The organism is Microcoleus sp. C2D2, from assembly GCF_036702495.1.
Classification (GTDB): domain Bacteria; phylum Cyanobacteriota; class Cyanobacteriia; order Cyanobacteriales; family Microcoleaceae; genus Microcoleus.
In genome coordinates this window covers 1-14,761 of sequence record NZ_JAUBTO010000178.1, presented here as the reverse complement: position 1 = coordinate 14,761, position 14,761 = coordinate 1, and the positions used below count along the sequence as shown (strand labels likewise).

General features: G+C 45.3%; 18 protein-coding genes. 4 read left to right on the top strand and 14 right to left on the bottom strand.

Annotated features, from left to right (window positions below; genetic code table 11):
* Positions 1-384: 384 nt before the first annotated feature.
* The 13 genes from QUB61_RS33675 to QUB61_RS33615 form a co-directional block, all read right to left on the bottom strand.
* The gene (locus QUB61_RS33675) at positions 385-789 is read right to left on the bottom strand and encodes a hypothetical protein (RefSeq protein WP_333134853.1); all 405 of its coding nucleotides are present in this window, start codon (positions 787-789) and stop codon (positions 385-387) included.
* A gap of 239 nt (positions 790-1,028) precedes the next feature.
* Positions 1,029-1,841, bottom strand: a complete 813-nt coding sequence (locus tag QUB61_RS33670) for an ion channel (protein ID WP_333134851.1) — start codon at positions 1,839-1,841, stop codon at positions 1,029-1,031.
* Complete coding sequence (locus tag QUB61_RS33665; protein WP_333134849.1) at positions 1,838-2,047, bottom strand: DUF433 domain-containing protein; 210 nt, start codon at positions 2,045-2,047, stop codon at positions 1,838-1,840. Before QUB61_RS33665 ends, QUB61_RS33670 begins: the two co-directional genes overlap by 4 nt.
* Positions 2,048-2,151: 104 nt before the next feature.
* Positions 2,152-2,463, bottom strand: a complete 312-nt coding sequence (locus tag QUB61_RS33660) for a chaperone modulator CbpM (protein ID WP_333134847.1) — start codon at positions 2,461-2,463, stop codon at positions 2,152-2,154.
* Entirely contained in the window at positions 2,460-3,431 is a 972-nt protein-coding gene (locus tag QUB61_RS33655; protein ID WP_333134845.1) for a DnaJ C-terminal domain-containing protein, read from the bottom strand. Before QUB61_RS33655 ends, QUB61_RS33660 begins: the two co-directional genes overlap by 4 nt.
* Before the next feature lie 162 nt (positions 3,432-3,593).
* The gene (locus tag QUB61_RS33650) at positions 3,594-4,388 is read right to left on the bottom strand and encodes an SDR family oxidoreductase (RefSeq protein WP_333134843.1); all 795 of its coding nucleotides are present in this window, start codon (positions 4,386-4,388) and stop codon (positions 3,594-3,596) included.
* A gap of 86 nt (positions 4,389-4,474) precedes the next feature.
* Complete coding sequence (locus QUB61_RS33645; RefSeq protein ID WP_333134841.1) at positions 4,475-5,479, bottom strand: NADP-dependent oxidoreductase; 1,005 nt, start codon at positions 5,477-5,479, stop codon at positions 4,475-4,477.
* A 418-nt stretch (positions 5,480-5,897) separates the two neighbouring features.
* A complete protein-coding gene (locus QUB61_RS33640) occupies positions 5,898-6,251 on the bottom strand; it encodes a DUF5335 family protein (RefSeq protein WP_333134839.1) in 354 nt (117 codons plus the stop codon).
* An 89-nt stretch (positions 6,252-6,340) separates the two neighbouring features.
* Positions 6,341-6,880 (bottom strand): general stress protein, encoded by a 540-nt coding sequence (locus QUB61_RS33635; RefSeq protein ID WP_333134838.1) that lies wholly within the window; start codon positions 6,878-6,880, stop codon positions 6,341-6,343.
* A gap of 288 nt (positions 6,881-7,168) precedes the next feature.
* Positions 7,169-7,432, bottom strand: a complete 264-nt coding sequence (locus QUB61_RS33630) for a pyridoxamine 5'-phosphate oxidase family protein (protein ID WP_333134837.1) — start codon at positions 7,430-7,432, stop codon at positions 7,169-7,171.
* Positions 7,433-7,661: 229 nt separating this feature from the next.
* Positions 7,662-8,132, bottom strand: coding sequence for a hypothetical protein (locus QUB61_RS33625; RefSeq protein ID WP_333134835.1), 471 nt, complete (start codon positions 8,130-8,132; stop codon positions 7,662-7,664).
* 311 nt (positions 8,133-8,443) lie between these two features.
* Positions 8,444-9,016, bottom strand: coding sequence for a lactate/malate family dehydrogenase (locus tag QUB61_RS33620; protein WP_333134833.1), 573 nt, complete (start codon positions 9,014-9,016; stop codon positions 8,444-8,446).
* A gap of 352 nt (positions 9,017-9,368) precedes the next feature.
* Positions 9,369-11,489 (bottom strand): response regulator, encoded by a 2,121-nt coding sequence (locus QUB61_RS33615; protein ID WP_333134831.1) that lies wholly within the window; start codon positions 11,487-11,489, stop codon positions 9,369-9,371.
* A gap of 271 nt (positions 11,490-11,760) precedes the next feature.
* Between QUB61_RS33615 and QUB61_RS33610 the strand changes: the two genes are divergently transcribed.
* The 3 genes from QUB61_RS33610 to QUB61_RS33600 all read left to right on the top strand — a co-directional run bounded on the left by QUB61_RS33610 (position 11,761) and on the right by QUB61_RS33600 (position 12,904).
* Positions 11,761-12,126 (top strand): four-helix bundle copper-binding protein, encoded by a 366-nt coding sequence (locus tag QUB61_RS33610; RefSeq protein ID WP_333134829.1) that lies wholly within the window; start codon positions 11,761-11,763, stop codon positions 12,124-12,126.
* A gap of 101 nt (positions 12,127-12,227) precedes the next feature.
* Complete coding sequence (locus tag QUB61_RS33605; RefSeq protein WP_333134827.1) at positions 12,228-12,389, top strand: hypothetical protein; 162 nt, start codon at positions 12,228-12,230, stop codon at positions 12,387-12,389.
* Positions 12,386-12,904 carry a DUF305 domain-containing protein gene (locus QUB61_RS33600; RefSeq protein ID WP_333134825.1) on the top strand — a complete coding sequence of 173 codons (519 nt, stop codon included), beginning with the start codon at positions 12,386-12,388 and terminating at the stop codon, positions 12,902-12,904. Before QUB61_RS33605 ends, QUB61_RS33600 begins: the two co-directional genes overlap by 4 nt.
* Before the next feature lie 269 nt (positions 12,905-13,173).
* Here QUB61_RS33600 and QUB61_RS33595 read toward each other — a convergent pair whose 3' ends face one another.
* Positions 13,174-14,568, bottom strand: coding sequence for a type I restriction-modification enzyme R subunit C-terminal domain-containing protein (locus QUB61_RS33595; RefSeq protein ID WP_333134823.1), 1,395 nt, complete (start codon positions 14,566-14,568; stop codon positions 13,174-13,176).
* Positions 14,569-14,580: 12 nt separating this feature from the next.
* Between QUB61_RS33595 and QUB61_RS33590 the strand changes: the two genes are divergently transcribed.
* Positions 14,581-14,703, top strand: a complete 123-nt coding sequence (locus QUB61_RS33590; RefSeq protein WP_333134821.1) for a hypothetical protein — start codon at positions 14,581-14,583, stop codon at positions 14,701-14,703.
* Positions 14,704-14,761: the final 58 nt, after the last annotated feature.

Below are 14,761 nucleotides of genomic sequence, written 5' to 3'. Positions count from 1 at the left end.
GTTCTTGTTTTCTTGACAAGATATTAGATTCTTCGGATTCCTTTTGTCAAGCATGATTGAGACGCTCTTACCCTGGCCGTGACAGGGGTGCAAATTGTACAGAAGATTTTAAGTTCGATGAATGGGCCTGCTGCGGGGTAATTAATATTCAATTTCTAGGACGAAGAATTATATCGGAAGCTGAGGGAATTATTTGTCAACCTGCGATCGCGCTTAGTTAATTGAGATTGAAAAACTAAGGAAAGTAAATCATTTTCTCACTCCCGATCGGAATGGTTCGCTTTCTTTTTCGGCGTTTCTACAAGCACAGAAATCAGGAGCAAACTTAGCCCAATAATTTTGATAAAGGCTTTGACTGCGTGGGTTCTCTATCACAGCCGATCGCTACTCGGCAAAGTGCTGTCGAATCTTCGCCGCAATCTGAGCATCAGTCATCTTGTCAACTGTTTCAATACCTACAATGCGACCACCGAGATTATTTTTTTCAAGACGTTCTTTTAGTTCATCTTTTGCCTCACCGGGCCCAAAAATCAGAATAGACTCTGCACCACGAATATACGCAATGACCTCATCGTAGTAAATATTGAGTTCTCCTGTAAAAGTTCTCTGGCGGCTATTATCAGCGGGAACCTGACGTGATTCATAAGTACCCTTAAGAGGTGAATCACCAGAACGCCGAGGTTGTTTTTCTACCTCAGAAATTATCTCTTTTATCTCTTCTCCTTTCTCTGTAATCGCCACGACAGTCGCTTTCCTATGGTCAATCCACAGCCCTACTTTTGTTTTCATTTATATCTCCTTTGTTAACAAGTTCAACCTAATGTGTGGCTGTGCAAAATTAATTTTGCATTCTTAAATTCTGTATCTTCGATTGGATTAGGCACAGAAGTAAATGAGATGTAGCAATTGTTATTGCTACTGCAATGTAGTTTATCGTTAGCTTACCATTTAAAATTGGTTAAGGCATTGTTCTTAAGGAATAGTTTTTATGAAAGCAGGGTTGTATTTAATTTGTGAGTCTTAGCAAGTTATTGGTTTAAGCCTCGTCGTGCTAAGGCTTGAACCTCAGTTCGAAGTGCAGAAATTTCTGCTTGCAGAGCTTGAATTGATTTTGCACCTGCTAGCTCTGCTTCATCATCCTCAGCATCCTGACCCACAAAGAATGTTGCTAGCATTGCTGTCGCATAACCACATACTGCGATCGCATACAACCCCAGTAAAAAACATAGCACTCGCCCTTCCGGTGTTTTCGGAAAGTAATCAGATCCAATCGTGGTCATCAGCATTGCCGTCCACCACAGCGCAGTACCATAGTCGGTGATATTGCTATTAGGAATTTCGCGCTCAAACGCATAAATTCCAGCCGCTCCAACTAAGATAACGATCGCAGTTAATCCCATCACATAGCCAAACCCTCGACGCTGAACACTTACAGCGAGTAATCGCATTCCTCTGTTAGTTCGTGTCATCATTCCCAACAACTGTAACCCTCGAACCGCATGAACCGATCGCAAAGACTGTATGAATCCCACAATCCAAAGGGTTCGTAGCGCTGGGATGAACAGTGAGAAGGCAATTAACCAGTTGTGCTTGAGGTAAGAAAGTTTGCGAGGAGCGAGGAGAAATTTGATGCTAAAATCCACGATAAAGACAATCCAAATGGTAATGCCGATCGCTTCTAAAAGAGGATTCAGTCCCCAAACTAGCTCAATGATAAACAGTCCTAACCAAGAAAAGCTTAGCACTACCATTGGCGTTTCTAGCCAATCTTCCCACTGTTGCAGCACCTCGCTGCGCTCTCTATCCAACGCCAATTTTTGGGGTTGGTTCTGATAGCTCATAGCTCGTTCTGTCGGCTGGTCGAATAAGCAATACAGGCTTTTAAAGCTTCCCGTTTCAAATTAGGAAAGTTGTCAAGTATCTCTGCTCCGGTCATCTCGGAAGCCAGATACTCAAGCACTTCATAAACCGAAATTCGTAAGCCGCGCGCACCAGGTTTGCTACTGCGTTTATTGGGTTCGAGCGTAATGTAATTTCGGTAGTTCATAGTTCAAATTATAGGTCAAGATAAGTCTAAAAGCAAGCAACAAAGATTTGTGTCAAAACTTTACATCTCCCGATCGAACGCCGATTCTCGTTGCTTTAGACACCTCATAACTCGTTCCGTGACCGAGACTGATGCGCCTTGAGCTGTGCCCGTAATTGAGCAATTTCTTGAGCCATATCGAGCACCATTGCGGCTCCGACTAAGTTCAGCCCCAAGTCTTGACGCAACCGCTGAATCTGAGCAATACGAGCAATCTCGCGGGAATGCAGCAGGTCGCCGATCGCGTCAATGATACCCAACTTGACATAAACCTCGACAACCGTAATCGAGGTCTCAGTGATCAATGCAGCATATTCAAAGGTATAGAGTTGCTCACCTTCGGGTGAAACCACAATTTTTGAAAGGCTAAAGCTCATAACTTAATTTCCTCTAACTGGGTACGGGGGTTAAAACTCGTATTTGCCTGGATTTTTTCGTAGCATTCTTGCTCGATCGCACTTAAGTCTTTTGGCGTGACAATTAGAAGTTTGGCGAGTAAGTCACCGCGTCCCCCTTTTTGCAATGTCCAGCCTTTGCCGCGCAGTCTGAGCGATTGTCCCGATCGCACTCCTTTAGGAATTTTCATCGTCACGCTACCATCGGGAGTTGGCACGCTGATTTCTGCTCCTAAAACGGCTTCATCGGGGCGAATTGGAATGTCACAAACTAGGTCATCACCCTCGAATCGAAAGAAGGAATGCGGCAAAATCTCGATAGTTAGATACAAATCGCCGCGCTGTTGAGAAAATGGACTAGGACGACCTTTACCTTTGAGTCGAATTCGACTACCTGGTTTTGCGCCTGCGGGAATGCGGACATTGATTGTTTCATCGTCGAGTTGTAGCCGTTTCTGGACACCGTGAAAAGCTTCGGAAAATGTGAGCGCGATCGCGGCTTCGGTATCCGGTGCAGGCGCTTGAGAACGAAATCCGTCACCAAAATCATTAAAGCCATTGGTCGCAGTTTGATAGTTCTGGGTTCTACGTTTCGATCCACCTTTCATTCCTCCCAATAAATCGTTGATAAATGAATCAAAGTTGTCGTAGCGATCGAAGTCTTCCGCCGAAACATTAGTTCCTCTAGGGGTTGGCGCTTCAGTGTATCCCGGCTGATTCCAATGTTGACCAAAGCGATCGTACTTTTGCCGGTTTTCAGGATCGGAAAGTACCTCATTTGCTTCGTTCAAGTCTTTGAACTTTGCCTCTGCATCTTTATCCCCAGGATTGAGGTCAGGATGATACTTGCGGGCCAGTTTGCGGTAAGCCCGTTTGATTTCTTCAGGGGTTGCCGTTTTGCTCGTTCCCAGGATGGCATAATAGTCCTTAAAGTTCGTTGCAGTTGGCATCACTGACCTCTTAATGGGGGTTATTTCGCGGTGGGTAGTAAGATCGAATCCGGCGACACCGGAATGAATATATTTTTAATAATGCGATCGCGAACCGTACCAACGATCGCGATTGGGAATTCATACTCCTGATTGTGAAAACGATCTACGAAGGCAAATTTATTAAACAATCGATCGCACCACTCCACCTTCGACTCGCAAGGCAGCACCATTAATTGCAGAGGCTAAAGGGCTAGCAACAAATGCAACTAACGCCGCAACTTCCGACGTTGAAGCAAATCGCTGAATCAGTGAAGATGGACGAGTCTTGGTAAAAAACTCTTTCTCAACTTGTTCGGGTGAAATATTTTGATCCTTGGCGAGTCCCTCAATGAAAGTTTCCACTCCTTCGGAACGGGTTGGCCCTGGCAATACTGTATTTACCGTTACACGACTGCCTGCCGTTGTTTCAGCTAAACCACGACTCAAGGCTACTTGTGCAGTCTTGGTAACGCCATAGTGAATCATTTCGGCGGGAATATTCAAGGCAGATTCACTAGAGATGAAAATAATTCGTCCCCAATCTTTTTTTAGCATCAAAGGTAAGTAATGACGGGAGATCCGAACACCGCTCATAACGTTTACTTCCAGAATGTTCATCCACTCCTCATCGGAGATATCTTCAAATGCTTTGGAGCCATAAATTCCTAAATTGTTGACCAAAATGTTGACTTCTTGCACCTGTTGAAACAACAATTCAACTCCTGCGGTTGTTCCCAAATCGGCAGCAATTCCCTGAAGTTTGGCATTGGGGACACTTTGCTGAATGCTTTTGAGGGCATCGTTTACGCGCTCTTGCGTTCTGCCATTGACAATGACAGTTGCTCCTTCTTGGGCAAGTGTCGTGGAGATCGCGAGTCCAATTCCGGCAGTTGAACCGCTGACTAATGCAATCCGATCTGATAGTTGAAGATCCATACTTTCTTAAACCAAATAACGATAAGCGAGCTAGGGTTTCAACTTGCTCAAATAATGAAGAAAATGCCGACTCAATTAGTGGAAATTTAATCCAATTTAACCACCATTTTACCCACATTTTTACCTTCAAAAAGACCGATAAACGCATCCACTGCTCGATCGATTCCTGCTACTACTGTTTCCTTATTCTTCAATCTCCCAGCTTGGAAATAGCCACCCACTTCTTGTTCAAATTCACTCTGGCGATAGAGCCAATCTCTAACGATTAGCCCTTTCATCGTCAAGCGTTTGCCAATCATATTAAATAGATTGGAAGGGCCCGGCTGGGGCTTTTCATCGTTATAACCGGAGATGCTGCCACAAGCGATAATCCGACCGTGTACGCGCAATGCTGAAAGCGCCGCTTCCAGCGTTTCGCCTCCTACGTTATCGAAATAGACATCAATTCCGTCTGGTGCTGCCTGATTCAGTTGTTCGAGGACAGGGCCGGCCTTGTAATCGAAGGCGCTATCAAATCCGCATTCTTCCCGCAGAAACTTGATTTTTTCCATTGACCCAGCAGACCCGATGACATGGCATCCGCGCAATGAAGCCAGTTGTCCGGCGACATTTCCCACCGCGCCTGCTGCTCCCGAAACAAAAATAACATCACCGGCTTTGACTTCTACCAAATTCAACCCAACCCAAGCAGTCATACCTGTCATGCCTAGAACACCGAGGTAAACTGAGGGCGGTTGAATCTCGCGGCTAACCTGATGCAAATCTTTTGGTGCAGCTATGAAGTATTCCCGCCAGCCATAGTTGGAAGTGACAACATCACCCGGCTTGAATTCCTGGGCACGCGACTCGATTACCTCGCCGACTGCGCCACCTTCGAGTGCTTTTCCTAACGCGAAGGATGGAACATAGGATTTCCCCTCGTTCATGCGACCGCGCATATATGGATCGACTGACATATAGAGATTGCGAACGAGCACTTGCCCATCTTGAAGTGGGTCTAGTTTGGTCTCGGCGATCGCAAAGTTATCTGCGGTGGGAATCCCCTTGGGGCGGGAGACTAGCCGAATCTCGCGGCTCACGATCTCTGTCATAATTTTCTCCTTATTTGGTAGATTTTCAGAACTATATCGACTTAAGTTTTAGCGGTTGTTTTTAACATTTACTAAAGGCATGGATGCCAAACATCACTCGCGCCAAATCCTAACGATTGACCGTGCTCATATAGCAATCCTAAATCAGTTTCAATAATCGGTTAACTTCCAAGCTCTGCCTGGGAACCGATGTCCAGAGGCTCTGCCTCGGCTGCGACAATGGAGGCAGAGCCTCCGGATATGCGTTACCAGGCAGAGCCTGGTAACGAGTATAATCATTTAGGATTGCTATATCGGGGTAGAGAGATCAGTGGCAACCGCTCCTGATGAGATATGAATTCACTTCTGTGGGTTATTGAGTGTGGAGCCTAAAACATTGGGTGCTGAAATAAGCTGAACCCAGCATGATTCAACCCCATCAACTAGCTTGTAGCTTAATCAATGTTTGTGTCCCAGCAGCGTCACTAATCCGAACCGCCATCATCACGCCGTTTGAGTCCTGTCCGGTTAAAATTTCAGTTGGTGAATCGATCGTGTGAGCATAAGTCACCTCATCTTTACCCACTTCAATCACCAAATCATCCCCCTTGCCAGGGCGATCGTAAACCATCGCATGAAGAGGTGCGTCCTGAATCAGTTCTGCATCACCGAGTTCTGAATTGAGGATTTCGATGGAAATATGCCGTCCGCGATTACCATCTGAAAACTGATCGAAAAATTCACCCCACCGCTCACGGGGCAAAGATTTGTTGATGTCAATTTTATTTGTCATTATCATTCCTTGTGAAAAAATATTAAAAAGAAAAAGAGCAATAAAATAGTTACTAAGTTTCACTACCCTATTGCTCTTAGTTCAAAGCCTTAGACAGCGATCGACATACTAACTTCATGACTGATTCTGTCTAGTCTCTGCTTCACCTGACTGACATCCTCCTTACTGCCTGTCACAAGGATCGTGAACTCCCCTGCTTGGATTTTAGTCTCGTACTTCAGTACCTCATTCTTCGGGATTCCTAATCCTCCCAAGGCACCCGCTAGTCCTCCTACAGCAGCAGCACCAGCGCCACCAACAAGCGTTCCTTCCAACCAACCTGCCAACACTCCAGCAACGGGGCCAGCAATAATGAGCGGAGCCATTCCGGGAATAAACAGCACTCCAGCACCTGCTAAAATGCCAAATAAACCTCCCACGAAGCTACCCCAATAACCACCTCCTGCGGCTCCAGCTTTGGCTGTATCTTTCCAGGTTAGAAATCCGCGCACATTTTCAGTGGTCTGGTAGTCTTTGCCAATGATTGAGAGCTTTTGCATATCGAAGCCTTCTTTTTGCAACTCCAATACAACCCTTTCTGCTTCTGCATGGGATGGGAAAGAAGCAACAATCGTATGTGTATATGCCATGAGTTGGTTTCCTTGGTTGCAATTTGTACCGGCTGTCAAGTGAACTTTAACAAAAGTTGCTCAATATAATCTCTACCTTTATGAATGTTTTAGTAAAACTTAATTGAGGTATATCTGTTCTTACCGACTGCTGACTCCATCAGTCGTTCGTCCGCTCATTTCATTCTCGTGAATGCGGTAGATTGCAATCACCTCTGCTCGTCCCCAAGCATCGATCCAGGTTCGATTGATCGCAGGCGAAAGTGTTGGATTCTGCGTTTTGACAAATTACATCACCCGCTCAATATCTTACTGCTCAGTGAGGCGTTCAGCGCGAGCATTCACAACAACACTGCGCCAGTGCACCCGATCGTGAACTTCTTCGATCTGTAAGCAAACTTTTGGATTTGCATCCATATACTGAGTCTTCATTCCCACCGTTGTGAAGATATATATTTCTGAGTCTTTAAGGTAATAGTGCATAGGCACAATATATGGATACCCTTCGCCTATGCAGCCGAGGTGTCCATATCCTACTTTATGTAGCAGTTCGTGTATTTCTTTTTGTCCCATTTCATCGATCTCTCACATTACTGTTCTCCACTGCTAATTTTAAAATCATTGATCGCCCTAAATCTGATATACAAAACCTTCCCCAATGCCAGAATGCGCGCGATCGGAGGTGATTGTATGCAACAGTCCTTACATACCCACTTTGACTGTAATAAAACAATCTGAGGAACTTATGAGGAGTTAAGAGAGGTTGTTCATCAAGTGTTTCGTTCATACAAAGCTGGCGGCACTAAAGCGTCAGCTTGTCAAAAATGTCACGTAGGACTTGTGCAGAATGAATGAGTTGCTGTTGCTCCGTGTCGTTAAGGGTGAGGTTGACAGTTTTAATGACACCTTTTTCATTCACAACAGAGGGTAGACTGAGACATACATCGTGAATGCCGTAGAACCCATTTACAAGGTTGCTAACCGGAAGGATGCGTTCCTGACCGTGAAGAATAGTCTTGACTATTTCGGTCGTTGCCAGCCCGATCGCATAGGAAGTGCACCCCTTGAGTTTGATGATTTCGTAGGCAGCGTTCTTGACGTGCTCAAAAATCTCATTTAGATTGGCGTTGTCTAGCGATGGGCTACGCTGCTCATTATAGAGAGGCATTCCGGCAACATTCACCTTGCTCCAGACGGGTACTTCACTGTCGCCATGTTCGCCAATGATGTAAGCTTGACATCCACCCCGACCTGAAGGTACGGGGATTCCCAAACCTCACGATTTGAATTTCTGCTTCTTCGCAACTGCCTCCACCCTAAAAGAGATTTGGTCTTATGTTCGCTCCACAGACTAACCCCGCAAGCCTTGCGGTTTTTACGTGTCGAATACCAAACGGAATTCTTCGTAGTTTTGATTCTAGGGATGTTTACCATTGCCCTATCCTCTTTTCCCGGTCTACCGATTTTGCTTCGCCGCCAGCACAAGGCTGAACTTCGCTCGTATAGGCTGTTTGATCCATCGTCTCGGGTGGGTCGTTGACCAATTATATTGTAATATAAAGCGGTCCTAAAAGGACGAGGTTTCTACCCAATTTTCTGATGAACGCTTCGTGGATCAATTCCCATCTTCTCTGCCAGCAGGGTACGGAAACGGGCAGAGTCAAGAACTGTTCCAGAGCCTATTACCCTGGCCGCAGGAAATCCAGAGAGTTTAAGGGTCACGTATGTCATTATGTCTACTGGATTACTCACAACCAGTAGGGTGGCATTGGGACAATATTTGATCACATCTGCAATCAAGCTTTTAAAGATGACAACGTTACGTTCAACCAGATCCAGTCTGCTCTCTCCCGGCTTCTGGCTAGCTCCAGCCGTGATAATAACCAGGTCTGCATCCTGCCCTGCATCGGTAACGGTTCCAGCTTTGATATTGACAGAACCGATAAAGGGAGTGCCATGTATCAGATCCATGACTTCTCCCTGAAGCCGCTCTGTCTGAATATCCTGAAGAACCAACTCCTCAAAGCAGTTCTGGATAATCATTGAGTAGGCACACGCCATTCCCACCTGCCCGGCACCAATAATGACACCTTTGCGAGGACGGATACTGACTTTAGCTTCAACACTGGGATTGGGCGTAAATAGCGTTTCAAACATAGATATTTCCCACGTAGGATGCTTTGGATGGGTAGTGACCGACTATGGAGTTTTCGTCGGGGTTGACGATCGCGTTCTGTTGTGAAAATCGGCGTTGTTGATTTACGGTATGAAAGGCTAAATATGCCAGTCATATAAACCCGGAGGCAAAAAGCTTCTGGATTTTAAACTTATTTTTTTCATACCCAGGTTAAGCAGCGCCTGAAAATCTTGACTCTGCTATTGGTAGCGCAAAAAGTTCGCCAATAGAGCCTGATTTACCGAGTGGTTAGTCCTATTTGACTGTAATAAAACAATCTGAGGAACTTATAAGGAGTTAAGAAAAGTTTGAGTTGAGAATTTTAATAATGAATTAAGCCTTCGTTTGTTTGAGAATAGCCCTACAGTCTTCCGTAGAAAAAATACAAGCACACCCAGCAACTTTAGACTGATGCAAGGCTTCGGATGCGGCTTGATAAAGAGAATGCAAATCCGTTCCATCATCTGGATATTGAGCAATGCCAGCGCTAAATGTGATCCGAAATTGAGTTTGATCGGGAGCAACAAATTTTCTGTGGTGGAGCGTTGCTAATAATTGAGTGAGTCTTTGAATACCATCTGCCTTAATCATGCTAGATAAGGCAACCACAAATTCATCGCTCTCCCAGCGAGCAACGACTGCATTTTGCCTAAAAGTTTGCCGGAGCAATTGTCCCCACTGACGCATCACCATGTCGCCAGTATTGTACCCGTGACGATCGTTGATCTCTTTGAGATTGTCTAAGTCCAGAACTGCTAGACAGAGCGGCTGCTCCTGTTGATTTGCAAGTTGAAGGTATTTGTTTAAGTCTTGGGTTGACTTATGGCGGTTAGAGAGTTTGGTCAAATAATCTGTCTCAGCAGCATTCTGAAGGAGTTTGATCCGTTCTAGGCGATTGATGATGCGACTGACCAATTCTGGCCCTACGATCGGCTTGCTCACAAAGTCATCTGCACCTACTGAAAACATTTGATTGACGATCGCAGCATCGGTATGCGCCGTCAAAAAAATGATCGGCAAGCGCCCCCAGCGCGAATTGTTGCGGATAATTTTGCAAAGCTCAACGCCGCTCACAGCAGGCATTTTCACATCTAAAATTAGCAGATGCGGCGAGCAGGATTTCAACGTTTCCCAAAATTGTTGAGGATCGTTCAGCGTTGTTACGCTCAATCCCCAGGGTTCTAGGAACTCCTTCAGAGTTGCAAGAATCTGGGGATTAGCATCGACGACCATCACCCGTTGCTTTGCTGTCTTTGCTTGTTGTGCCGCTTGTGCGATCGCTTTCAGGACTTGAGCCGGGGGCAAGGGTTTGTGTAAAAAACTATGTCCGCCGAGTTGGGCAACTTCTAGGCGATCGGTTAATTGATCGTGACTGGTTAAAACTAGAACTGGCACAGAAGGAGTTTGATGACTGAGCTTTGCCAGCAGCCTTAAACTCTCTGTTGTGGGATGAGTAATATCGGGATCGAGTAGCACAACGGTAGGCGCATCCTGCTCAATTTTCGTTTCGGCTTCGGAAAGTGTCGTTGCGATCGCGCTCCGAAATCCCCAGTCCACCGCTTCACACATCAACTGTTGGGCCAGTTGGCGATCGGGATCGACGATCAATAACAAAGGACGCTCATCCGCAAACAGAGACTCTTCCGGCTCGATTCGTTCTGTAGTTAAGTCGTTTGAGGCGCGATCAATTTCTTGACGCTTGGATAAGGCGCTGAGGGTTTGTTGTTGAATCGGTTGAGTCGCTTCATTAGACGTGAGTTGAGCCGTCTTGGTTGAATCAGCGATTGGTTTAAGCCGATAACCCAGTCCATAAACCGTTTCAATCAAATCTCTGGGAGCGCCGACCCCTCTAGATTTCTGCCGTAGCCCCTTAATATGAGTTCTCACAGCATCTTCGCTAGGAGTCTCTCCATACGCCCAGATTTGATCCAAAATTACGCTGTAGGTAAAGACTTGACGACTATTCCGCAAAAACAACTCTAGGATCGAAAACTCCTTGGGACTTAAGGATAGAAGTTGCCCTGCGTAAGTAACTTCACGACTTGTCGGATCGAGCCGCAAACTACCCTTCTCCAGCACAGATTGAAAAGCCGTGCCTCCGCGACGCAGCAAGGCTCGAATTCGAGCAATCAATACCTCCTGATCGAGCGGTTTCACCATGTACGCATCGGCACCTGCATCTAGCCCGATCGCTTGATCGTGACCACTGCCTCGCCCTGTTACCACCAGAATTGGCATTTTATAGTCGTGCCCTCTGACTCTACGACAGAGACTTATTCCGTCTAAACGAGGGAGCGTAATATCTATCAGTAGTAAATCATAGTTATAAACAATAATCAGTTCCCAAGCTGCCTCACCATCGTTAGCAACTTCAACCACGTAATTTTGGTTGGAGAGCATATAAGTAAGGAGATCGGCAATTGCCTCATCATCTTCTACCACCAAAATTTTCATCAGTCTAACTCCTTTACAGGCTGGTTGCGGTGTCAGGTGGTCGGAATCCTTCAATAATAATAATGGGAAATAATGAAATCAGGATGAAATGAATTGCTCATCGCCAAAAATCTGGAAAAATCTTCCTAAAGACGTAAACCTTGAATCGCTCATAGGTTTCTCATAGTCTGAGCATAGTTTGAGAGATATAAGAACTTAGTCATCTCCTAACCAAGGTGAAGGGCATAACAATCTGTTCTTCGTTGTGTTGATTTTTTAGGAGCTTAAAACCATGACTACTACTACTACTACTACTAAATCTCATCAATCTCTGCTAGAAACCTGCATTCAGAATTGCCTCGACTGTCTTCGTGAGTGTGAGCAATGCGGAACCGCTTGCTTAACCAGTGACATGGTGCAGATGATGGCTCAATGTATTAAGCTATGCCGCGATTGCGCTGATACCTGTGCTCTCTGCGCTCGGTTCATGGCTCGTAATTCTGACCTGCACGCTCAAATGTGTGCGGTTTGTGCAGAAGCGTGCGATCGCTGTGCGACTGAGTGTGAGAAGCACGACCACGAGCCGTGTAAGAAGTGCGCTCAAGCCTGCCGTCGTTGTGCTGAATCTTGCCGTCAGATGGCTAAAGCAACGGCATAAACCCATTTAATTTACCGCATTGCCTTGTTGCATCAGTGAGCGCGTCTTGCTTTGAAGCAGCCAGTATTGAAACCTAGTTATTCTTCAAATCAGGTGGAGTTATGAATAAGAAGTTTTTGGTGTACAGCTTAGTCGGGCTACTTAGTAGTGGTGCTATTACTGGATTTGTCCTTATCAACAGCGAACAAGTTCAGTCATTACCTGCACCAGGAATCCTCAACAACCTAGATCGGTTCGAGTCGATCAGCATTTTATCGAAATGATGATCCCGCATCACCAAGATGCGATCGCAATGGCTGATATTGCTTTTAGTCGCGCCAAACGCCCAGAAGTTAAAAAATTAGCCCAAGCGATTAAAAAAGACCAAACTCGTGAAATTCAAGAGATGCGTACCTGGTACAAACAGTGGTTCGGCAAAGAAGTCGCTGCACGTTCAATGAATGACATGGGCATGATGGGAGACCACCACAACCAAGGGCAGGGCACAGGCTCAGGCATGATGGGTCAGGGTCAGTGCATGATGGGCCAGGGTCAGGGCATGATGGGTCAGGGCATGATGGGTCAGGGCATGATGAGCATGAAAACCGACCTCGACGCGCTCAAGAAAGCCCCGGACTTTGACAAGGAATTTGTGCGACAAATGATTCCCCATCATCAAATGGGGGTGATGATGGCTCAGATGGCATCTGAGTGTGCTGCTCATCCAGAAATCCGTACTTTTGCTCAGTCAATCATCACATCTCAGAGCGCTGAAATCGCACAGATGCAAGGATGGTAACAAGCCTGGAATCGATAATCTAGCTTAGTTTAGCAGGGTAAGCGATCGTTTCTGATCCCTATTTGTATTCACCTGGAAGAACAGAAAAATAATTGTCCGTTGAGGTCTTTCCTACAATCTGGAGGTTAGCTATTTTTGGTTTTAAACATTCAAGAGCGAGGAAAACTGCCACTTCCGCGTTCCTGGACACCAAAAGCCAGGTTTTACTGTAACTATAATTGTGCTTCAACCCAGATTATTTGTAACGCCCCAGGTTTTACTGCTGTGCCTTATGCAGCAGCCCGTGTAGAAACTTCTTCAAGAATAGAAAATAATTCATCTAGCTGAGTCGAGGTAAATAATCCCTCTGGCCCCTGTGGCGTAATGTCGGTAAATGGGGATTCATAGAGGATTGCTGCATCCATTGCGCCATGTGCGGTTAGATAATCCACAATCATATTCACAAATTCAATCTGATTGGAGTTAAGATTTTTACCAGATATAAACCTCGCTAATTCCTGCTTGGCTACCTCCCGATCGAGTCCTACTAAGGAACGGACGAATAAGCCTAACCCATGCGACTCTTCTTTTGCACGCTCTATATCCTCCTCTACGCCTAATTTGTTTTCTAGCAATATCTTCTCTAACTCAGATAAATCGGATGGAGTGAGCTGTTTGTTAGTCCGCAGCTTAAAGATGACCGCACGATCTTGATGCGATCGCAAAAAAGCCCTTGCTTTAGCACGGAACTTCTCAAAGTTATCTAATGCTGTAAAACCAGGAAACTCTACTATTATCTCATCCCCCATTACATCCTCAAAATCGGTGTAAATAGGTTGGCGTTTTTGTTTCTCAATCAGCTTGATTAACCCCCGTAGGCGTTTGCGTAACACCTCCAGCATTGGCAATGTCACATCTTGCCACCACTCATCGGTTTGTACCTCCTGAATCAGGGCTAACTGTTCTTGCACGAAGGGAATGGCAGATTTCTCCTCTAGCAGTCCTGCAAGTGATTTCACCTGTTCTTGTAAACGCTTAAACGTAGAGTCAGAGCGCAGGATTGCTAATTGTAACTTCAGCATCAGAACATCAAATCTTTTTATTTCTTCAGTTTCTGTTTCCAATTGGGAAGGCAAACCAGCTATTTCTTGACTAAGCTCAAGAAAATCATCGATCGATAACGATGCCCATGCTGCGGAATTAGCATATTTCTCTACGAATCGTTGTTTAGGTCGCACTATGAAGTTTTCAGGATTCATAGCCGCCACTTCGGTATTGAGTAAATTGGCTAGTTCTTGGCGCAATTCTGCATCGGTCTTGGGTTCTTTAGAAGCAGCTTGATAATCTTGAAGCTTGCTCAGTTGTGCTGAATTAATTGGTTGATTTTCAGGGATTCTTTTATCTAACTCTCCGATTAATTCTAATCGAGCGGTAAACAATTGCTGACCCAATGATTTAGTGATTGGTGCATTAACAGTCTCTGAGTTGTGTTGAAAATACTCTAAATTTTGGCAATAATCAAACAGGTAAAAAAATTGTTTATCTTGCCCCAGTCCAAATAAGTCAGGACATAGCCTCGTACCTCGTCCTATCATCTGCCAGAACTTAGTTTTGGAGCGAACAATTTTGAACAGCACCAGATTAACTACCTCTGGCACGTCAATCCCAGTGTCGAGCATATCCACTGAGATTGCGATATGAGGTTCTTTATCTTTTTGGGAAAAGTTATCAATCAGACTTTGAGCATAGGAGGTTTTGAAGGTAATGACGCGGGCAAACTCACCTTTAAGGTGTGGGTAGTTGCATTACTCACAAGTTAAGCTAAAAGCACTATTGTCAATGAGTAAAATTACTCATCTTTTACCTGTTGACCCAATT